Raw genomic sequence first — 20699 nt, 5'->3', positions numbered from 1 at the left:
GGAAATCCGGGCCGGCTCAATAATTACAACTAACCGCTGTTTCAGGGATCTGAAGCAAAATGTATTACTACCTTTCGATCGGCTCCAATATCGACCCCGAAACCAATATCGCCCGCTGTATTGAAACCCTGCTGACGCACTTCAATATCGCCTATCTCTTTCCCTGCACCTATACAGCACCGGAAAAGATCGACAGCGATCATGTTTTTCTCAATACCCTGCTGATTATCGAGAGCGACCAGGAGGAGGTCGAGCTGAAGCGGCTTTTCTGTCAGATCGAGGAAGCCCTGGGGCGGGACCGCTCCGACAGCCGGCGCAGCTACAAGGATCGTACCTGCGATATCGATATACTGCACAGTAGTCGACACTGCTCGCCGGCCTACTTCGAGCAGTGTCACGAATCCTATTTGCAGCAGGTTCTGTCCAGGACCTCCGCAAAAGCTGAGGTCTCGATATACGGCTTAAAGTTTTCCGATCGACCGGCCGCCATCTATTTTCAGGGTGGTGCCGGTGATAAAGCGGTTATCCAGTATAAAGCGAATACCCTGCAAAATCGGGTGGAAGCCTGATTCGACCTTGATCAGGGTTTCGCTGAAAACGGCGGCTTTATCTTCTGCGCTGTGATCGGGCAGAAACATCAGGGGCCCCGGTGCAATGGCGTTGACGCGAATACCGGGTGCATATTTCTTGGCATAGGTTTTGTTGAGATTTTCAAGCCCGGCCTTGGTGCTGCAGTAGAGGCCGAAAGCCGGGTTCGGATTCTCGGCGTATATATCGGTCATATGCACGATGCAGCCCGGGTCTTCCTCGCAGTGGAGGAGGTCCCCGAGGGATTCATTGAGAAAGGCCGGCAGCTTCATGTGGACGGCGTACAGCGCGTCATAGAACCGGTACAGGTCGTCGGCATGCACGGCATCCTTCTCGAACAGTGACGCGTTATGCACCAGCAGTCGCAGCGAGGAGCTGCTTTGCCGGATGTGTTCCACCGCACTCTGCAGCGATGCCTGGCAACCATAGTCGGTCTCGATGATCTGCAGGCTGTCGCAGGCCAGGGCGTTGAGTTCGGTGCCGGGGCTGCGTGTCAGCGCGATGACCCTGAAACCGTCGTCCAGGAATGCCCGGGTCAGAAAGAGTCCCAGCCTGCGGCTCGCGCCGGTTATCAGTACAGTTTGCATCTGGATGGTTTCCGATCGGATGGGTTGATGGGTTGCTTTCGAACGGTCAGGCGTCCGGCGTGGAGATGCTTACGTAAGCAGCGGGGCCGTGGATTTCTTCAGGTAGTCATCGAACTCGGTCTGCGTCATCGGTCTGGCAAAATAGTATCCCTGGCCGTAGTCGCAGCCGGTGTCGCTGAGCAGGCCCAGCTGCGCGGACGTTTCTATGCCCTCGGCAATGACCTTGAGACCGAGCTTGTGCGCCATGACGATCATCGCCTCGCAAAGCGCATGGTCGCTGCTGCCGGGCCTGAGGTTGCGGACGAACGACTTGTCGATTTTCAGGTAGTCGATATCGAACTTCTTGAGATAGGACATCGACGAGTAGCCGGTACCGAAATCATCCAGTGAAACCTCGATGCCGAGGCGCTGAATCTCCAGCAGCCGCGTGGCAAAGCTGTTTTCCATCAGCAGCCCCTCGGTGATTTCGATGGCGATCGCGGCTCCCGGCAGTTCCAGCGCCTGCAGATAGTCGTACCATTCGCCGGTGCAGATTCCTTCGGCATGCAGCTGCAGCGGAGAGGTATTGATGCTGATCTGGAAGTCCGGGGAGTGGCACTGGCGCCACACCCGGGCCTGCTTGGCTGCCTCGCGAAACACCCAGTTGCCGATCTCGACAATCAGCCCGGTCTCCTCGGCGATCGGTATGAAGTCCAGCGGGCTCACCTGTCCGCGCTCCGGGTGCTGCCAGCGGATCAGTGCTTCGGCCTTGTGTACCCGGCCGCTGCCGGGGTCGACGATCGGCTGGTAGAGCAGGCGGAACTCGTTCTTTTGCAGAGCGCCGCGCAGGTCGTTGATCAGCTCTACCCGTGCCTGTGCGGCCTCCTGCATCGAGGCCGTGAAATAGTGGAAGCGATTGCGGCCTTCCTCCTTCGCCACGTACATGGCCTGGTCGGCGTTTTTCAGCAGGGTGTTCAGGTCGCCGGCATCGTCGGGATAGAAGGTGATGCCGATGCTGGCGGAGACGTAGTCTTTGCGGCTTCCCAGGTCGAACGGCTCGGCGAACGACTGCAGGATGCTCTGGCTGATCTGGGCGGCCTTGCCGGTATCCTCGAGTCCGCTGAGAATGATGGTGAACTCGTCGCCGCCCAGGCGCGCAACCGTATCCGAGTCCCGCACGCAATGCTTCAGGCGTCTGGCCGCCTCCTTGAGCAGTATATCGCCGACATCGTGGCCCTGGGTGTCGTTGATATCCTTGAAGTGGTCGAGGTCGAGAAACAGCAGGGCCAGCCGGCCCTCGGTCCGCTGCGTCTTCTTGATCTCCTGCTCCAGGCGGTCACGGAACAGGCGGCGGTTGGGCAGCCCGGTCAGTGGATCGAAGTTGGCGAGATTGCTGAACTGCGAGCGGCTGGTCTGCAACTGGCGTATCTGACGTATGACGATAAAGAAGAACAGCAGTGTCAGCAGCAGCTGAAAGACGATCAGCCCGGTACTGATCAGGATCTGCCGTTCCACCTCGGCGGCACGCGTTTCTGCATGCATGCTGGAGCGTTGCACCGATTCAAGCGACAGGTCGTGCAGCTGGTGCTGAATCGGTGCGAGCTGGTCCAGGATCAGGCGCAGTGGCGCGGCTTGCCGGCCGGCTGTGCTGATCGTCTCGAAGTAGGGCGCTATATCGTCGAGAAAACGGTAGATGTTCTGCAGCACCGCCTTGTACGCGGTTTCGTCAAGTAACAGAGGGGCCGAGGGGTTGTTTTTCAGTACATCGGCCCGGCTGTAGAAAATCTCGTAGCGCAGCTGCAGCTCGTCCAGGCTATCCGGCGAAGCAGGGTCCAGGGCATTCTGCAGATAGGTGCCGAAGCGCAGGGACTCGGCTTCGAGTTGAAACACGTTCCAGCTGACATTGCTTTCGTTGTACTGGACGGTGCTGTTGAGCAGACGGCTCTGGTGATACTGGATATAAAGGACCACTGAAAACACCAGCAGCAGGGCGGCGCTGATCAGGATTAGCCAGTACTTCGTATTTCTGGTCGCCTGCATGTGGGTGATCGGTCTGTTTCTGTGCCGTTGATTATTCTATGTGAAGGGCCTTGAGCTGCCAGATCGCGCGATTGTAGTAGATCTGGGACTGGGATTCGCGCTGCAGGTCAAACGGGTAGAGCACGAACAGAGGCCCCTTGTTGCGCACCGACATCGGCTCGTCGTCCATCAGCAGCGCGATGATCATGTCGAACTTCTCGCTGTCCACCTTGGGAATGTCGACCTTGTAGTCGTTCAGGGCGATGGCCTGAATATTGTCGCCACTGGCGCCAACCCGCTGCAGTACGTCCCGCAACAGCGGGCCGGTGAAACGGTGTTTTTCCGGATGCCAGGGCGTTCCGGTGGTGAAACTGTACTGGGGAAGCTGCTTGAGCATGGCCTTGTCGAAGACGAAACTGGCATTTTGGTTGGTTTCGTCAATCTGCCCCGTTACCGTCAGTATAGGCTTGCCGGTCGGGGCATCGCCGGCCAGGGCGAGGGTTGCCAGCATGCAGCTGAGCAGCAGGCTGAAAACGGCAGGCAGCTGTCTGACGATGTGCATATGCGAATTCCTTGTGCTGATTCCATGTTGTTGCGGTGGATAACCGGGTCTAGATCCTCGGTCCAGTTCCTTCTGGCGCAGCGGATAGGGCCATCCTGATTCTTGTTGTAACGGCCTAGCCTAGAGGAATCAAAAGGGAAAGCAAAGCCCAAAGAGACCCCTAAGCGGCATTTATTGAAACTAGCGTTTGAACCGCTCCCGGGACTGTTCTCAGGTCGGGTCCGTGTTTTGGCGGGCGCGCGGTTTGATGACATCTCGCCGGCCAGTGGCGGCGAGATGTCGAAAGGGACGCTATCAGAGTGCGTATACGACCCGGCCGCCCAGCAGGGTACGGGTCACGCGCCCCCTGAGCTCGACGCCCATGAAGGGGCTGTTGCTGCCGCCGGAGCGGGTGCCTTGCGCGGTTGGAGTCCAGGTCGCGTCGGGGTCGAAAATACAGATGTCGGCCGTTGCGCCCGTCTGCAGGGTGCCGGCTTCGATGCCGAGGATGGCGGCCGGTTCGGCGGTCAGCTTCGAGATCAGTCGCGGCAGTTCGAGCAGATCCTGGACGACCAGCATCAGGCTCAGGGACAGCAGCGTTTCGAGGCCGCTCATGCCCGGCTCGGTGGCGGCAAAAGGCGCCTGCTTGGCAATGGCATCCTGGGGTTGATGGTCCGAGCATATCGCCTGGATGCCGTTGGCCAGCAGGGCCTGGCGCAAACCGGCACGGTCCAGCTGGCTGCGCAGCGGCGGAATGACATGAAAACTGCTGTCGAAGCCGTCGACGTTGACGTCGCTCAGCAGCAGATGGTGAATGGCGACATCGGCGCTGACATTGAGGCCACGGCTGCGCGCCTCCATGATCATGCGTGCCGAGCGTTCACAGGAGATCTGGCCAAAGTGAGCTCTCGCGCCGGTCTGCTCGATCAGCATCAGGCAGCGGGCGACCTCGACCGTTTCGGCGGCTTCCGGAATACCCTGCAGGCCCAGGCGGGTGCTAGTGGTATCGTCGTGCATGCAGCCGCGGGACAGCTCGGCATCCTGGGCCTGGAACAGCACCAGCAGGTCGTGGGTGGCGGCATATTCGAGGCAGCGCATCAGTACCAGGCTGCTGCGGATAGGCTGGCGGCTGTTGCTGAAGGCGATGCAACCCGAGCTGGCCAGAGCGTGCATCGGGGACAACTGTTCGCCCTCGAGCCCGCGTGTCAAGGCACCCATCGGCAGCACGCGGGCGAGGCCTGCGTCGCGGGCCTTGTCCTGGATAAGCTGCGCTACGGCGGGAGTGTCGACGATCGGGCTGGTGGTCGGGGGGTGATGAGAGTCGTGACGCCGCCAGCCGCGGCGGCGGCGCTTTCCCGGTCGATGCTGCCCTTGTGGGTGTAGCCCGGTTCGCGTACATGGGCGCAGAGATCCACCAGGCCCGGGCAGACGATCTGGCCGGTGGCATCCAGGGTCTCGTCGGGCTGAAAACCGTCGGGAGCGGCACCGATTCCCGCGATGACGCCGTTGCTGATGTAAAGGTCGGTCTGCTGATCGAGCTGCTGGCTCGGGTCGATCACGCGCCCACCGGTAATCCTGATGTTCATTTCGAGTGGCTCCTTATCCGGTCACTGGGCCTGTACGCTGTGTTTCTGTTTCTCGACCATCTGGCCGCTCATGGCCATCGACATCACGGCCATTCGCACGGCGATGCCGTTGGTGACCTGGTCGAGGATCAGCGAACGCGGGCCATCGGCGATGGCCGACTCGATCTCGACGCCGCGGTTGATGGGACCGGGATGCATCACCACCGCATCGGGGCTGGCATAGGCCAGTTTCTCGGTGGTCATGCCGTAGAGCTTGTAGAACTCGGATTCGCTGGGCAGCAGGGCACTGTTCATGCGTTCCTTCTGCAGGCGCAGCATCATGATGACGTCGACGTCATCGAGGCCGGTTTTCATATCGGTGAAAACCTTGACGCCCATCGCCTCGATATGACGCGGCAGCAGCGTCTTGGGTGCGATCACGCGGATCTCGGCGGCGCCGAGCGTGCGCAGTGCATGAATCTGGGACCGGGCGACGCGCGAGTGCAGGATGTCGCCGACGATGGCGACCTTCAGCGGCTCGAACGCCCCCTTGTGGCGCCGGATGGTCAGCATGTCGAGCATCGCCTGGGTCGGGTGGGCATGGCGACCGTCGCCGGCATTGATCACCGCCACCTCGGGGGTGACCTGGCTGGCAATGAAGTGGGCTGCGCCGCTGTCGGCATGGCGCACCACGAACATGTCCGAATGCATCGCCTCGAGGGTCATCAGAGTGTCCTTCAGGGTTTCGCCCTTGGACGTCGAGGAGGTACTGATATTCAGATTCAGCACGTCGGCCGAGAGGCGCTTGGCCGCCAGCTCGAAGGTGCTCAGGGTGCGGGTGCTGGCCTCGAAGAACAGATTGACGACGGTGCGTCCGCGCAGCAGCGGCACCTTCTTGATCTGCTTGGCGCCCATGTCGATGAAGGAGTCGGCGGTATCGAGGATTTCGGTCAGCAGTTCGCGCGACAGGCCTTCGGTGGTGAGGAAGTGCCTCAGTTGGCCCTGGCTGTTCAGTTGGATCCGGTTTGGATCTTGCGGCTCAAACATCTTGTCGGCTCGGATCAGGTTCGTTGACGAATAGTGAGTTCCAGCGGCTCGGGGCCGCTGAGCTTGACCAGCTGGTTGGGACCCAGCGCCAGGGTGCCGCCGACGACATCGGCCTGTACCGGCAGTTCACGGCGCTGCAGGTCGAGCAGCGTCACCAGGGTAACGGAAGCCGGGCGGCCATAGTCGAACAGCTCGTTCAGGGCGGCGCGTACGGTACGACCGGACATGATGACATCGTCGATCAGAACGATGTGACGCCCTTCGGTATCGCCCGGCAGCTGCGACGGCTGTACGCTCGGGTTCAATCCCTTCTGGGTAAAGTCATCGCGGTAGAACGATATGTCGAGGATGCCAATCGGGCCTTCCTGTCCCAGCTGCTGTTGCAGGCGTTCGGCAATCCAGACGCCCCCGGTACGGATGCCGACGATCAGCGGATTGTCAATATGACGCTGCTGCAGCAGCTCCTTGAGTTCAGTGCCCATCTTGTCGAGCAGGGCATCGACGCTAAGACTTCCCGATGTCATAGAGGTCCTCCAGTCGGGTAGAGCTGGGAATGCGATCTGCGCTGGCGAACCAGCTTTCGAGAATCAGCCGGGCGGCAATACCGTCCACCGACTCCTTGCGATAGTTGCTGCCACCGCCGGCGGCGCGGTGGATCTCCTTGGCCTCGGCGGTACTGAGACGTTCGTCGATCAGGTAGCAGGGGCGCTGGTAGCGGTCCTGGAGGCGGTTGGCGAACTTGCGTGCGCGTCGCGCCATTTCACTGATACTGCCGTCCATATTGAGGGGGATGCCGACGACCAGAGCGTCGGGTGTCCATTCGGCGATCACCGAATCCAGTGCGGACCAGTCGGGGATGCCGTCCCGGGCGCTGATGGGTGCAAGTGGCGTGGCCGTGCCGGTGAGAGCCTGGCCTGCGGCAACGCCGATCCGGCCGGTTCCAAAATCAAAGGCTAGTGCCTGCTGGCAGTCTGCGCTCATTCAGTCTCGTTATGCATGCCCCGCCTGGGCAGTGAGAAGGTCCAGGTTGATACCCAGAGTGGATGCGGCCGCCTGCAAACGCTCGTCGGCCGGAATGCGGAACATTATATCCAAATTGGCGGGACAGCTTAACCAGGCATTTTCGCTGATTTCCTTTTCCAGCTGGCCGGCACCCCAGCCGGCGTAGCCCAGTGCGATCAGAGCATCCCCGGGACCGGCGCCGCTGGCGATGGCTTCGAGGATATCGATGGACGTGGTCAGGCAGACCTCGTCGGTCACCTGGTAGCTGGCGAGCCAGGGGCTGGCTTCTGTCTGCAGGCGATGGAGGACGAACCCCCGTTCGCCCTGTACCGGGCCACCGGCGTAGATCTGGCGGTTGTCATGCACCTGCAGGGTCTTTTCGACATCCAGGTGTTTCAGCAGGTCGTCGAGGTGGAGGTCGATGGCACGGTTGATGACGATGCCCATGGCCCCGTACTCGCTGTGGTCGCAAATATAGGTGACGGTCTGCGCGAAGTGCAGATCGTGCATGTGGGGCATCGAGATCAGGAAGTGATCCCGCAGACTGCTTGGCTTGGAGGACATGGGCGTGCGCCACTAAGGGGTTTCACCTAAGGATTAGTACAGCCGGGCCTGATTCTCAAATTTCCAGGTTCTAATTATTTCAAGTACGTCGGTGGTCTTGCGCATTTCCACCGGGAACGGCTGGAAGGGGGCGGCCAGCCGCACGATGCGCATGGCGGCTTCGTCGAGCACCCGATAGCCGGACGACTGCAGCAGTTCGATCCTGTCCACGCTGCCGTCGGGCAGTATCCTGACCAGCAGGCGCAGGCTGCCGTAGATGCTGCGGTCGCGGGCTTCGCTCGGGTAGTTCCGGTTGCCGACATCCTCTATCCGGCGCTTCCAGTTGTCGAAGTAGGCCGCTTCGCTGTGCTTCAGCGTCGAGGCGCTGGTGAAGCGGCGGACCTTGGGCCGCTTCGCGTATCGCTCCTGCTGCAGGTCGAGCTTGGCCTGCAGGCTGGCGATTTCGAGGCTGCGCGCCAGCAGCGACGAGGAGGCGCCCGGTGCCGGCGTGGGTTGTGCCGCCTCGGGACTGGGCTCTTCGCGGCTTTGCTTGCGCGGTGCCGGCGCCACGGTGGTCACGACCTTTTCCGGACGGATCTCGCGTTTCGGCGACGGCTGCTCCGCCACTTCCGGCGCGGGCTCCGGAACCGGAGCCGGCTGGATCACTTCGGCGGGTACGGGTGTCGGCTGGGTCTGCTGCATCGCCTGCTGCTGCAGCTCGTCGCTGTGGAAGGGCGCTTCCTCCAGCGTCGAGGGCGCGCGGGCCTCTTCCAGGTGCCGCTGCCTTCCTGGTTTGCCTGGGCCAGAAAATCGGCTTCCTGGGCGCCTTTTCCGTTTCGAAGCGGGCCAGGGTGATGTCCATCACCTTGCGCGGCGGCTTGTACTCGGGGGCGGAAAATCCGATCCCGAGCAGCAGGATGGCATGGACGGCCACCGCCATGAAGAGGGTGAAGCCGAAACGGTCCAGCGCTCCGACGGCAGGCTGCAGGCCTGTCGCAGGGCGCACTGGCGGCGTTTCGGTCAGCCGGTTCACGCGGCCCTGTCTCCCAGTTTGCGTTCGATCACATCCATCAGCTGCATGCCGATATCGAGGCCGAACCGGTCGTCGAGTTCGCGAATGCAGGTCGGGCTGGTGACGTTGATTTCCGTCAGGTAGTCGCCGATCACGTCGAGGCCGGCGAACAGCAGGCCCTGTTCGCGCAACGTCGGGCCGACCTGTTCGCAGATCCAGCGGTCGCGATCGGTCAGCGGACGACCTTCGCCGGTACCGCCGGCCGCCAGGTTGCCGCGGGTTTCGCCCGCCATCGGAATGCGCGCCAGGGCATAGGGCACCGGCTCGCCATCGATCATCAGGATGCGCTTGTCGCCGTCCAGGATCTCGGGAATGTACTTCTGCGCCATGATGGTTTCGCGGCCATCCCTGGTCAGCGTCTCGATAATCACGCCGAGGTTCACGCCATCGTCCTGGATGCGGAAGATCTGGCTGCCGCCCATGCCGTCCAGCGGCTTGAAGATGACGTCACGGTGCTCGGCATGGAACCGGCGCAGCAGGTCGGCACGGCGGGTCACGAGCACCGGCGGACAGCACTGCGGGAAATGGGTGGCGAACAGCTTTTCATTGAAGTCCCGCAGCCGCTGCGGCGGGTTGACGACCAGCGCGCCCTGTTTCTCGGCCTGCTCGAGCAGATGGGTGCTGTAGATGTATTCGTTGTTGAACGGCGGGTCCTTGCGCATCAGGATGACATCGAGGTCGGCCAGCGGGGCGATGCGGTATTCGCCGCGGCTGAACCAGCACTGCGGGTCCATCTTCACCTCGAGCGGCGCCATTTCGGCCATCACCAGACCGTCGCGCGAAAACAGGTGCTGCTGCTCCATGTACCAGAGTTCCCAGCCCTTGCGCTGGGCCGCCCAGAGCATCGCCTGGGAGCTGTCTTTCTTGAAGTTGATGGACTCTATCGGGTCCATCACGATGCCAACCTTGATGGTCATGAACGGTGCATCCTTTTTAAAGCCTGCGGATTACCGCAAGTGTACCTCAGAGGAAGTGATGAGGGGTAAGGGGGTGACGCGTTAGGCGTTACCCAGGTCTCCCCACAGATACTGCAATATGGCCTGGGCGGCGACCGGTGCGGTTTCAGTGCGCAGCACCCGGGGACCGAAACGGACCGGCTGGAAACCGGCCGCCACGGCCATTTCGACTTCCGTTTCGCTGAGGCCGCCTTCCGGGCCGATCAGCAGCGCGACCGAGTCCGGGCGCGGCAGGGTGCCGAGGGGGACGGCACTGTGGTGATGCAGCACCAGCTTGAGGTCGGCGTCGACGGTGCGAACCCAGTCCTGCAACGGTGCCGGTTCAGCGATTTCGGGCACGCTGCAGCGAAGGCTCTGCTCGCAGGCGCTGATGGCCACCTGCTGCCAGTGGCGTACGCGCTTGTCCTGGCGTTCGCTGTTGAGCCGGACCTCGCAGCGTTCGGAAAACAGCGGCGTCATCTGCATCATGCCCATTTCGGTCGCTTTCTGTACCGCGTAGTCCATACGCTCGCCGCGGGACAGACACTGGCCGATATGAACCGGCAGTACCGGTTCCCGTCCCGATTCCCTGGCGTCGTCGATCTGGGCCAGCACGCGGCGCTTTTCGACCTCGACCAGTACGGCGTCGTATTCCCGCCCGTCGCCGTTGAACAGCAACACTTTGTCGCCGGGGCGCATGCGCAGCGTGCGGGCCAGGTGCTGGACATTGCCGTCGCCGAGCAGCAGATTGTCGCCGGGGACCAGGGGCTGGGGTTCGTAGCATCTCGGGATGCGCATGGGAGGGGCTCCATCCGGAAAAACGCCCATTATGCCATAGCGGCCCGGTTTGGAGACTGGGTTCAGAGGGGGCAGGGCAATCGCACTATCACGAGGCGATGACAAGATCGTCAGGGTCGATGTGGTCGGGCCTGTCTGACACGCCGTGAACTCGTCCCTGAGGGCTCGGCTGCCGCCGTCCTGGCGGCAGACGGTCAGCCAGACCCGACCACATCAGCCTCGGCGAGCCCGGTGCCGGTGCGAAAACGGCTTAATTCCGGCATTTGCAGCAACCGTTGCCATGCTGCCGAACCCCAAGCCTTTCTTCGAATCCCTCCCCGATCCGCGCCGGACCACGCAAAACAAGCTGCATGGGCTGTCGGACATCCTCAGTATCGCCCTTTGTGCAACACTCTCCGCCGGCATGGATGACTGGGAAGCCATGGCAGAATTTGGCCGTGCCAAGGAGGACTGGTCGCGACAATTCTTGCCGCTGCCCAACGGCATCCCCTCCCACGACACCTTCGGGCGCGTCTTTTCCCTGATCGACCCGGAGGCGTTCGAGGCGGCGTTTTTCGATTGGGCCGCCCATGCCCGAATCGGCGGCGACAGGCTGGATCAACTGGCACTGGACGGCAAAGCCGTCCGCCGCTCCCATCGTGGTTCAGCGGCTCGTGCACTGCACCTGCTTCATGCCTGGTCCTGTGAGGCTCGCCTGTTGGTGGCTCAACGCCGGGTGGACGCGAAGGCGAACGAGATCACGGCCCTGCCCGAGATCCTGTCCTTGTTCGACCTGGACGTCGTCACGGTGACGATCGACGCTATCGGCTGTCAGAAAACGGTGGCCCGGCAGATCACCGAGGGCGGTGGCGACGATGTGCTGGCCCTCAAGGGGAACCAGAGCACCTTGCATGACGATCATGGACACCGAAGCCAAACACCATCCCCAGGGCCACGCCGGCGCCGTGGAGAAAGACCGCGGCCGGATCGAAACACGCCGCATCTGGGTCAGTGACGAGATCGACTGGCTGGCGCAGAATCTGGCCCTCATCCGGCGCTTCGCCCTGAACCTCCTGCGCCAGGCCAGGGGCTCCAAACTCGGGGTCAAGAATAAGCGGCTGCGTGCTGCCTATGACGGCGCCTTCCGGGCCTCGGTGCTGCAACTGACGCCGCGAGTACACTGATGGTTCTCGCCGCCGGCATGCCTGGCCATTGTCGGGTAGCGAGCCGGGTTCGGTGCGTCTGTCGGTTGGCACCGCGCTGTCGAGGGGTGGGGGTACCGCTTCAGGGCGACCGTCTGCCGCCATGGAGGGCGGTAGCCGAGCGGTCAGGGACGACGTAAAGCGTGTCGCCCGGAAACGGTACCGCCGGCCCGGACTGGCACTCACAGTCGTCAGGTAGTGCGATTGCCCTGGAGGGGGCAGTGTGCCGGTCCGGAGGAAAGCCAGGCGGTGCGAATGGGCCGCCGGTCGGCGGCCCTTTCGCGTTCTATGCCGAAAGAGCCTCTTCCGCGCTCTGATAGTTGTAATTGAGCGCCTCGGCGACCGCTTCGCAGGTGATCTTGCCGCGATGGACGTTGAGGCCGTTGCGCAGATGGGCATCGTCCTGCAGTGCCTGCCTGTAGCCCTTGTTTGCCAGGGCGATGACATGGGGCAGCGTTGCGTTGGTGAGGGCGAAGGTGGAGGTGCGGGCGACGCCGCCGGGCATGTTGGCGACACAGTAGTGCACCACACCGTCGACCTCGTAGGTCGGCTCCTGGTGAGTCGTGGCTTTCGAGGTCTCGAAGCAGCCGCCCTGATCGATGGCGACGTCGACCAATACCGCGCCGGGGCGCATCTGCTTGAGCATGTCGCGGGTCACCAGCTTCGGCGCCGCCGCGCCCGGGATCAGGACGGCGCCGATCACCAGGTCCGCTTCGCGCACACAGGCCTCGAGGGCGTCGGTGGTCGAATAGAGGGTCTTCATCGCCGGACCGTAGAGGTTGTCCAGCTCCTTGAGCCGGGCCAGGGAACGGTCGAGCACGGTGACGTCGGCACCGAGGCCGATCGCCATCCGTGCGGCATGGGTACCGACCACGCCACCGCCGATCACCGCCACTTTGGCCGGCGCGACGCCCGGCACGCCGCCGAGCAGGGTGCCGTTGCCGCCCTGGGCCTTCTCAAGGGCGTGGGCGCCGGCCTGGATCGACATCCGGCCCGCCACTTCGCTCATCGGCGCCAGCAGCGGCAGGCCGCCGCGGGCATCGGTGACGGTCTCGTAGGCGATGGCGACGGCTCTGGATTCGACCAGCAGTTCGGTCTGCTGCGGATCCGGCGCCAGGTGCAGGTAGGTAAAGAGGACCTGGCCGTCGCGCAGCATCCGGCACTCCTCCGGCTGCGGCTCCTTGACCTTGACGATCATTGCAGCCGTTGCAAAGATCTCGGCGGCCGTATCGACGATGCGGGCCCCGGCCGCTTCGTAGAGCTCGTTGGTCAGGCCGATAGCCTTGCCGCCGTCCTTCTGGATCAGTACTTCGTGGCCGTTGCTGATCAGCTCGCGCACACCCGCCGGGGTCATGCCGATGCGGTATTCGTGGTTCTTGATCTCTTTCGGTACGCCAATAATCATTGTTATTCTCCCGTTGTGTTGGCTGTTTTTTCGATGCTAGGGGAGAATGGGCCGAAAATGTCTTTGATCTTCGGTTATATACGGGATTATTTTCTGAAGAGCTGCGGTTTTGCCGGAGGATGTATTTTTGCGCTGCCGTAATGGTCAGGAAAATCAAGGGGTTATAACGGGTGGATAACGCGGGGGTGAAGCCTGGCCGGTGGGAGCCCACTCTGTGGGCGAATTTCCGGGATCAAGGGATTCACCCGGAGGATCGGGCGTCCGCGATAAGGCAAAGGACCGCCCGAAGGCGGCCCTTTTACGACTCTCAGATCCCGGCTTCGGCGCGTAGCGCTTCGGCCTTGTCGGTGCGCTCCCGGGGAAGGCGGTGAAGGTGTCGTTGCCCACCGTCATTTCGTAGGGGTCGCGACCGAAGTGGCCGTAGGCCGCGGTGGCGCGGTACATCGGGTGCAGCAGGTCCAGCATCCGGGTGATCGCGTACGGGCGCAGGTCGAAGTTGCGGCGCACCAGTTCGATGATCTTGTCGTCGGAGATCTTGCCGGTACCGAAGCAGTTGATCGACACCGACGTTGGTTCGGCCACGCCGATGGCGTAGGACACCCGGATCTCGCAGCGGTCGGCGAGGCCTGCCGCGACGATGTTCTTGGCGACGTAACGGCCGGCATAGGCGGCGGAACGGTCGACCTTGGACGGATCCTTGCCGGAGAAGGCACCACCACCGTGACGGGCCATGCCGCCGTAGGTGTCGACGATGATCTTGCGGCCGGTCAGGCCGCAGTCGCCCACCGGTCCGCCGATGACGAATTTGCCGGTCGGGTTGATATGGAACTGGGTGTCGCGGCTGATCCACTCGGCCGGCAGCACATGCTTGATGATCAGCTCCATGACCGCCTCACGCAGGTCGTCCTGGTGCACGTCCGGGTTGTGCTGGGTCGACAGCACCACCGCATCGATGCCGCAGGGCTTGCCGTTCTCGTAACGGAAGGTCACCTGGGACTTGGCGTCCGGACGCAGCCAGGGCAGCAGGCCCGAACGGCGCGCTTCGGCCTGGCGCTCGACCAGGCGGTGAGCATAGGTGATCGGTGCCGGCATCAGCACGTCGGTGTCATTGGAGGCGTAGCCGAACATCAGTCCCTGGTCGCCGGCGCCCTGGTCTTCCGGTCGCGAGCGGTCGACGCCCTGGGCGATATCGACGGACTGCTTGCCGATGATGTTGATGACGCCGCAGGTTTCGCCGTCGTAACCGACATCGGAAGAGGTGTAGCCGATGTGGCAGATGACGTCGCGAACCAGGTTCTCCAGATCGATCCAGGCGCTGGTGCTGATTTCGCCGGAGACGATGGCGACACCGGTCTTGACCATGGTTTCGCACGCCACGCGGGCGTACTTGTCTTCGGCGATAATGGCGTCGAGCACCGCGTCGGAAATCTGGTCCGCAATCTTGTCCGGATGACCTTCAGACACGGATTCGGACGTGAACAAGCCGTATTCGCTCATCTCAGCTAAGCATCCTCTTTACAAGGGGTAAGGTTCGGAGGCCCGGACCCGAACGGCCAGGCAGGCAATTTTAAAGGGCCGCATTTTACCGATCATGGATGCAAATTGCATGACTGACGCCTGCAAATTGGATGAAAATTTCCGGTTTTCATATGAAATTACCTCATTTGCACACAAAAAAAACAGATTCCCATTTGATGCCGGCCGCCAAACAGGCGAAAATTACGCCTCCTAAAATTCTGTCCTCCACCGTCTTACTTGTTCGGGTCAATCCCAGGAGTTGCTTTAATGTCCTCTCGCAGAGAACTTGCCAACGCCATTCGCGCGCTGAGTATGGACGCCGTCCAGAAGGCCAAATCCGGCCACCCCGGAGCCCCGATGGGCATGGCCGATATCGCCGAAGTGCTTTGGAACGATTTTCTGAAACATAACCCGTCCAATCCGCAGTGGTTCGACCGCGACCGCTTCATCCTGTCCAACGGCCACGGCTCGATGCTGGTCTACTCGCTGCTGCACCTGACCGGTTACGACGTCAGCATCGAGGACATCAAGAATTTCCGTCAACTCCATTCCAAGACCGCCGGCCATCCGGAGTACGGCTACTGCCCGGGCGTCGAGACCACCACCGGCCCGCTGGGGCAGGGCATCTCCAATGCCGTCGGTTTCGCCGTCGCCGAAAAGGTGCTGGCGGCCCAGTTCAACCGTGACGGTCACGACATCGTCGATCACCATACCTACGCCTTCATGGGCGACGGCTGCATGATGGAAGGCATCTCCCATGAAGCCTGCGCCCTGGCCGGCACCCTCGGACTCGGCAAGCTGATCGCCTTCTGGGACGACAACGGCATCTCCATCGACGGCGAGGTCGAGGGCTGGTTCACCGACGATACCCCGAAGCGTTTCGAAGCCTACGGTTGGCAGGTGATTCCGGGCGTGGACGGCCACGATCCGGATCAGATCCGCGCCGCCATCGAGCAGGCACAGGCCAATACCCGCCAGCCGACCCTGATCTGCTGCAAGACCATCATCGGCTTCGGATCGCCGAACAAGGAAGGCAAGGAAGAGTGTCACGGTGCGCCGCTGGGCGACGACGAGATCGCGCTGACCCGCGAGCGCCTGGGCTGGAACCACCCGGCGTTCGAAGTGCCGGCAGAGCTGTACGCCGACTGGGATGCCCGCGAAGCCGGAAGCCATGCCGAAAACGAGTGGAACGAGCGCTTCGCCGCCTACCGTGCCGAGTATCCGGAGCTGGCCGACCAGCTGCTGCGCCGCATCAGTGGCGAGCTGCCGGCCGACTTCGCCGAGCAGGCCGATGCCTGGATCCGCGACGTGGCGGACAAGGGCGACACCATCGCCTCGCGCAAGGCCTCGCAGAACGCTCTCAATGCCTTCGGCCCGATGCTGCCGGAACTGCTCGGCGGCTCGGCGGACCTGGCCGGTTCCAACCTGACCCTCTGGTCCGGTGCCGGGTGTCGGCAAGGACGATGCAAGCGGCAACTACCTGTTCTACGGCGTGCGCGAGTTCGGCATGTCGGCGATCATGAACGGTATCGCGCTGCATGGCGGCTTCATTCCCTACGGCGCCACCTTCCTGGTGTTCATGGAATATGCCCGCAACGCCCTGCGCATGGCGGCACTGATGAAGCAGCGTGTGATCCACGTCTACACCCACGACTCCATCGGTCTGGGCGAAGATGGCCCGACCCATCAGCCGGTCGAGCAGATCGCCAACCTGCGCCACACCCCGAACATGAGCCTGTGGCGTCCCTGCGACGCGGTCGAGTCCGCGGTGGCCTGGAAGGCCGCGCTGGAGCGCACCGACGGTCCGAGCGCGCTGATCTTCTCGCGCCAGAACCTGCCGCATCAGGCCCGCAGCGACGAACAGCTGGCCAGCATCGCCAAAGGCGGCTACATCCTGCGCGACTGCGCCGGCAAGCCCGATGCGATCCTGATCGCCACCGGTTCCGAAGTGTCGCTGGCGATGGACGCCGCCGAACTGCTGGCCGGCGAAGGCAAGCAGGTGCGCGTCGTCTCGATGCCGTCTACCGACCGTTTCGAAGCCCAGGATGCGGCCTACCGCGAATCCGTGCTGCCGTCCGATGTCAGCGCCCGGGTCGCCGTCGAAGCCGCCCAGGCGGACTACTGGTACAAGTACGTGGGCCTCAACGGTGCCATCGTCGGCATGCGCAGCTTCGGCGAGTCGGCGCCGGCCGGCGAACTGTTCAAGTACTTCGGCTTCACCGTCGAGAACGTCGCCGAAACCGTCAAGTCCATTCTCTAAACCATTCGAGGGCCGGCTTTTGCCGGCCCTCTCTGTTGTCGTCGAGTACCGATGAAATACCGCGTCGCTATCAACGGCTATGGCCGTATCGGACAGTCTGTGCTGCGCGCCATCTACGAGTGCGGCTTTCGCCGCGACTTCGAAGTGGTGGCGCTCAACGAGCTGTCGGATCTCGAGACCGTGACCTATCTGACCCGGTACGACACCACCCACGGCCGCTTCCCGCTGCCGGTAAGCCACGATGGCCGGGATCTGCTGGTCGACGGCGACCGCATCCGGGTGCTGAACGAGGCCGATCCGCGCAACCTGCCCTGGAAGGCGCTGGGCGTCGATCTGGTGCTGGAGTGTTCGGGCTCCTTCAAGGACCGCCACACGGCCGAGCTGCACCTGGCCAAGGGGCGGCGCGGCTGTTGTTCTCCCAGCCGGCGACCGCGGAGGTCGATGCGACCATCGTCTTCGGCCTCAACCACGAAGGGCTGCGGCCGGAGCACCGGATCGTCTCGGCGGCCTCCTGCACCACCAACTGCGTGGTGCCGGTACTGGACCTGCTCGACCGCGCTTTCGGCATCGACAGCGGCGTCACCACCACGGTGCACTCGGCGATGAACGACCAGCCGGTGATCGACAGCTACCACCAGACCGACCTGCGCCTGACCCGCAGTGCCCTGCAGTCGATCATCCCGGTCGATACCGGGCTCGACCGCGGCATCGACCGTCTGCTGCCGCACCTGGCGGGGCGTTTCGAGTGCCTGCACCTGAGGGTGCCGACCATCAACGTCTCGGCGATGGACCTGTCGATCAATGTGCGTCGCGCCACCTCGGCGGCCGAAGTCAATGCGATGATGCGCGAGGCGGCGGCGGGTCCCCTGAAAGGGCTGCTGGGCTATACCGACGAGCCCCACGCCTCGGTGGATTTCAACCATGACCCGCGCTCCGGCATCTTCGACGGCACCCAGACCCGCGTCAGCGGCGGCACCCTGGTGAAGATGCTGTGCTGGTTCGATAACGAGTGGGGCTTCGCGAACCGGATGCTGGATGTCTCGCGGCATTGGTTGCGCTCCAGCGAACAGGGCCGTACATAGTCGGTTAAGGACCCGGGCTGCAGACTTCAAGCGGCGCTTGGTTGGCTTACAGTTTACAACTTCTTGAAAACATAGGTAGGACACTCTATGAGCGTACTGAAAATGATGGATCTGGACCTGGCGGGCAAGCGCGTTCTGATTCGCGAGGACCTCAACGTTCCGGTCAAGGATGGCCAGGTGACTTCGGATGCCCGCATCCGGGCCGCGCTGCCGACCATCGAACGGGCTCTCAAGGCCGGTGCCAAGGTCATGGTGATGTCCCACCTGGGCGCCCGAGCGAAGGCGAATACGAGGAGCAGTATTCCCTGGCGCCGGTGGCGGCCCATCTGGGCAAGCTGCTGCAGCGCGAGGTGCCGCTGATCAAGGACTGGGTCGACGGCGGCTTCGAGGTCGGCGAGGGTGAGCTGGTGCTGCTCGAGAACGTGCGCTTCAACGTCGGCGAGAAAAAGGACGACGAGGGCCTGTCCCGCAAGATGGCGACGCTGTGCGATGTCTACGTCATGGATGCCTTCGGCACCGCGCACCGTGCCCAGGCCTCGACCCACGGCGTCGCCCGTTTCGCCGAAGTGGCCTGCGCAGGCCCCCTGCTGGCCGGCGAGCTGGAGGCCCTCGGCAAGGCGCTGGACAAGCCGGCCCGTCCGCTGGCGGCCATCGTCGGCGGTTCCAAGGTCTCGACCAAGCTCGAGGTGCTCAATGCGCTGGCCGACAAGGTCGATCAGCTGATTGTCGGCGGCGGGATCGCCAACACCTTCCTGGCCGCGGCCGGCAAGCCGGTCGGCAATTCCCTGTGCGAGCATGACCTGATTCCTGTGGCCAAGGCGCTGATGGAGAAGGTCAAGATCCCGCTGCCGGTCGACGTGGTCGTGGCCACCGAGTTCGCCGAGAGCGCCGCCGCCACCGTCAAGTCGGTCGACGATGTCGCCGACGACGAGATGATCCTCGATATCGGACCGCAGTCGGCCGCCAGCCTGGCCGCGCTGCTGAAAGACGCCGGCACCATCATCTGGAACGGTCCGGTCGGCGTCTTCGAGTTCGACCAGTTCGGCGAGGGCACCAAGGCACTGTCGCTGGCGATCGCCGAAAACCGGGGCTTCTCCATTGCCGGCGGCGGCGACACCCTGGCGGCCGTCGACAAGTACGGCATCGCCGACAAGGTCTCCTACATCTCCACCGGTGGCGGCGCCTTCCTCGAATTCGTCGAGGGCAAACAGTTGCCGGCGGTCGCGATACTGGAGTCGCGCGGCAGCGCCTGAAGCGGTATCCTGCCGGACAGTTTTATGAATCCGGGCCGCGGCGTCAGCGCGGCCCCCGAACGCAACGAAAGGTAACACCATGGCTCTCATCTCCATGCGTCAGTTGCTGGACCATGCCGCCGAACAGGGCTACGGCATTCCGGCCTTTAACGTCAACAACCTGGAACAGATGCGCGCCATCATGGAAGCGGCCGCCAGGACCGACTCGCCGGTCATCGTGCAGGCCTCCGCCGGTGCGCGCAAATACGCCGGCTCCAACTTCCTGCGCCACATGATCCTGGCCGCCATCGACGAGTTCCCCGATGTTCCGGTCTGCATGCACCAGGATCACGGCACCTCGCCGGCGGTCTGTCAGCGCTCCATTGCGCTGGGCTTCTCGTCGGTGATGATGGACGGCTCCCTCGGCGAGGACGGCAAGACCCCGGCCAGCTACGAATACAACGTCGATGTCACCCGTCGCACCGTCGAAATGGCACATGCCTGCGGCGTATCCGTCGAGGGTGAGCTGGGCTGCCTGGGATCGCTGGAGACCGGGCAGGCCGGTGAAGAAGACGGTATCGGTGCCGAAGGCATCCTCAGCCATGACCAGATGCTGACCGATCCGGACGAGGCGGCAGACTTCGTCAAGAAGACCAACGTCGACGCCCTGGCGATTGCCTGCGGTACGTCCCACGGCGCCTACAAGTTCACCCGTCCGCCGACCGGCGACATCCTCGGCGATCGATCGCATCAAGGCGATCCACGAGCGCATCCCCAACACCCATCTGGTGATGCACGGCTCCTCCTCGGTGCCGCAGGAGTGGCTGGCGGTGATCAACGAATTCGGCGGCGATATCCCGGAAACCTACGGCGTGCCGGTCGAGCAGATCGTCGAAGGCATCAAGCACGGCGTGCGCAAGGTCAACATCGATACCGACCTGCGCCTGGCCTCGACCGGCGCGGTGCGCCGCTTCCTGGCGCAGAACCCGTCCGAGTTCGATCCGCGCAAATACCTGAAGGAAACCATCAAGGCGATGAGCGACATCTGTGTCGCCCGCTACGAGGCCTTCGGCACCGCCGGCAACGCCAGCAAGATCCGGGCGATCAGCCTCGAAGGCATGTCCGCCCTTTACGAGCGCGGCGAGCTGGATGCGAAAGTGAAGTAAGAGAAAGCAGCGAGCTGCAGAGGAACAGGGCGGCGCCTAACCAGCGACCGCCCTTTTTCGTTTTACTCTTTGGATTGTGCCGGTTTTCCCCTTTGGCGTAAGCTGTCGTGGCTTGCGGTCGGTCGTGGGAGCCCATAGCAGGATGGGGAAAAATCTTTATCGGTCTCGTCGCTCCAGGC

General features: G+C 62.9%; 14 protein-coding genes and 6 pseudogenes. 6 read left to right on the top strand and 14 right to left on the bottom strand.

Annotation, left to right across the window (positions count from 1 at the left end):
- Positions 1–59 precede the first annotated feature (59 nt).
- Entirely contained in the window at positions 60–569 is a 510-nt protein-coding gene (locus tag ACFQDL_RS09625) for a 2-amino-4-hydroxy-6-hydroxymethyldihydropteridine diphosphokinase (protein WP_379908807.1), read from the top strand.
- On the opposite strand, the gene ACFQDL_RS09620 is transcribed toward ACFQDL_RS09625, so the two are convergent.
- The 12 genes from ACFQDL_RS09620 to ACFQDL_RS09565 form a co-directional block, all read right to left on the bottom strand.
- Positions 462–1175, bottom strand: a complete 714-nt coding sequence (locus tag ACFQDL_RS09620; RefSeq protein ID WP_379908806.1) for an SDR family NAD(P)-dependent oxidoreductase — start codon at positions 1173–1175, stop codon at positions 462–464. The two genes, ACFQDL_RS09625 and ACFQDL_RS09620, sit on opposite strands and share 108 nt — an antisense overlap.
- Before the next feature lie 69 nt (positions 1176–1244).
- Complete coding sequence (locus ACFQDL_RS09615) at positions 1245–3194, bottom strand: putative bifunctional diguanylate cyclase/phosphodiesterase (RefSeq protein ID WP_379908805.1); 1950 nt, start codon at positions 3192–3194, stop codon at positions 1245–1247.
- A gap of 31 nt (positions 3195–3225) precedes the next feature.
- Positions 3226–3735 carry a putative pterin-binding protein gene (locus ACFQDL_RS09610; protein ID WP_379908804.1) on the bottom strand — a complete coding sequence of 170 codons (510 nt, stop codon included), beginning with the start codon at positions 3733–3735 and terminating at the stop codon, positions 3226–3228.
- Positions 3736–4029: 294 nt separating this feature from the next.
- Positions 4030–4977, bottom strand: a complete 948-nt coding sequence (locus tag ACFQDL_RS09605) for an amidohydrolase family protein (protein ID WP_465264014.1) — start codon at positions 4975–4977, stop codon at positions 4030–4032.
- An 8-nt stretch (positions 4978–4985) separates the two neighbouring features.
- Positions 4986–5300, bottom strand: coding sequence for an amidohydrolase family protein (locus tag ACFQDL_RS09600; RefSeq protein ID WP_379908802.1), 315 nt, complete (start codon positions 5298–5300; stop codon positions 4986–4988).
- A gap of 21 nt (positions 5301–5321) precedes the next feature.
- The gene (locus tag ACFQDL_RS09595) at positions 5322–6326 is read right to left on the bottom strand and encodes an aspartate carbamoyltransferase catalytic subunit (RefSeq protein ID WP_379908801.1); all 1005 of its coding nucleotides are present in this window, start codon (positions 6324–6326) and stop codon (positions 5322–5324) included.
- 14 nt (positions 6327–6340) lie between these two features.
- A complete protein-coding gene (gene pyrR, locus ACFQDL_RS09590; protein ID WP_379908800.1) occupies positions 6341–6850 on the bottom strand; it encodes a bifunctional pyr operon transcriptional regulator/uracil phosphoribosyltransferase PyrR in 510 nt (169 codons plus the stop codon).
- Positions 6831–7307 carry a Holliday junction resolvase RuvX gene (gene ruvX / locus ACFQDL_RS09585; protein ID WP_379908799.1) on the bottom strand — a complete coding sequence of 159 codons (477 nt, stop codon included), beginning with the start codon at positions 7305–7307 and terminating at the stop codon, positions 6831–6833. Before ruvX ends, pyrR begins: the two co-directional genes overlap by 20 nt.
- 9 nt (positions 7308–7316) lie before the next feature.
- Complete coding sequence (locus ACFQDL_RS09580; protein WP_379908797.1) at positions 7317–7892, bottom strand: YqgE/AlgH family protein; 576 nt, start codon at positions 7890–7892, stop codon at positions 7317–7319.
- Positions 7893–7925: 33 nt separating this feature from the next.
- Positions 7926–8573 (bottom strand): energy transducer TonB, encoded by a 648-nt coding sequence (locus ACFQDL_RS09575; RefSeq protein WP_379908796.1) that lies wholly within the window; start codon positions 8571–8573, stop codon positions 7926–7928.
- A 327-nt stretch (positions 8574–8900) separates the two neighbouring features.
- Positions 8901–9860 carry a glutathione synthase gene (gshB, locus tag ACFQDL_RS09570; RefSeq protein ID WP_379908795.1) on the bottom strand — a complete coding sequence of 320 codons (960 nt, stop codon included), beginning with the start codon at positions 9858–9860 and terminating at the stop codon, positions 8901–8903.
- An 81-nt stretch (positions 9861–9941) separates the two neighbouring features.
- Positions 9942–10676, bottom strand: coding sequence for a 16S rRNA (uracil(1498)-N(3))-methyltransferase (locus ACFQDL_RS09565; RefSeq protein ID WP_379908794.1), 735 nt, complete (start codon positions 10674–10676; stop codon positions 9942–9944).
- A gap of 253 nt (positions 10677–10929) precedes the next feature.
- Here ACFQDL_RS09565 and ACFQDL_RS09560 point away from each other — a divergent pair.
- Positions 10930–11839 (top strand): annotated as a pseudogene (locus ACFQDL_RS09560) (ISAs1 family transposase).
- 304 nt (positions 11840–12143) lie between these two features.
- Here the strand turns inward: ACFQDL_RS09560 and ald are convergent.
- Both ald and metK read right to left on the bottom strand, forming a co-directional pair.
- Positions 12144–13262, bottom strand: coding sequence for an alanine dehydrogenase (gene ald, locus ACFQDL_RS09555; protein ID WP_379908793.1), 1119 nt, complete (start codon positions 13260–13262; stop codon positions 12144–12146).
- A 307-nt stretch (positions 13263–13569) separates the two neighbouring features.
- Positions 13570–14759: pseudogene (gene metK, locus ACFQDL_RS09550) on the bottom strand (methionine adenosyltransferase).
- 288 nt (positions 14760–15047) lie between these two features.
- Between metK and tkt the strand changes: the two are divergent.
- The 4 pseudogenes from tkt to fba all read left to right on the top strand — a co-directional run bounded on the left by tkt (position 15048) and on the right by fba (position 20520).
- Positions 15048–17040, top strand: a pseudogene (tkt, locus tag ACFQDL_RS09545) (transketolase).
- Positions 17041–17091: 51 nt separating this feature from the next.
- A pseudogene (locus ACFQDL_RS09540) lies at positions 17092–18122 on the top strand (type I glyceraldehyde-3-phosphate dehydrogenase).
- 87 nt (positions 18123–18209) lie between these two features.
- Positions 18210–19375: pseudogene (locus ACFQDL_RS09535) on the top strand (phosphoglycerate kinase).
- A 79-nt stretch (positions 19376–19454) separates the two neighbouring features.
- Positions 19455–20520: pseudogene (gene fba, locus ACFQDL_RS09530) on the top strand (class II fructose-bisphosphate aldolase).
- Positions 20521–20699: the final 179 nt, after the last annotated feature.

Origin of the sequence: Marinobacterium aestuariivivens, assembly GCF_042661465.1 — a bacterium.
Classification (GTDB): Bacteria; Pseudomonadota; Gammaproteobacteria; order Pseudomonadales; family Balneatricaceae; genus Marinobacterium_A; species Marinobacterium_A aestuariivivens.
This window is presented reverse-complemented; position numbering and strand designations above follow the sequence as displayed.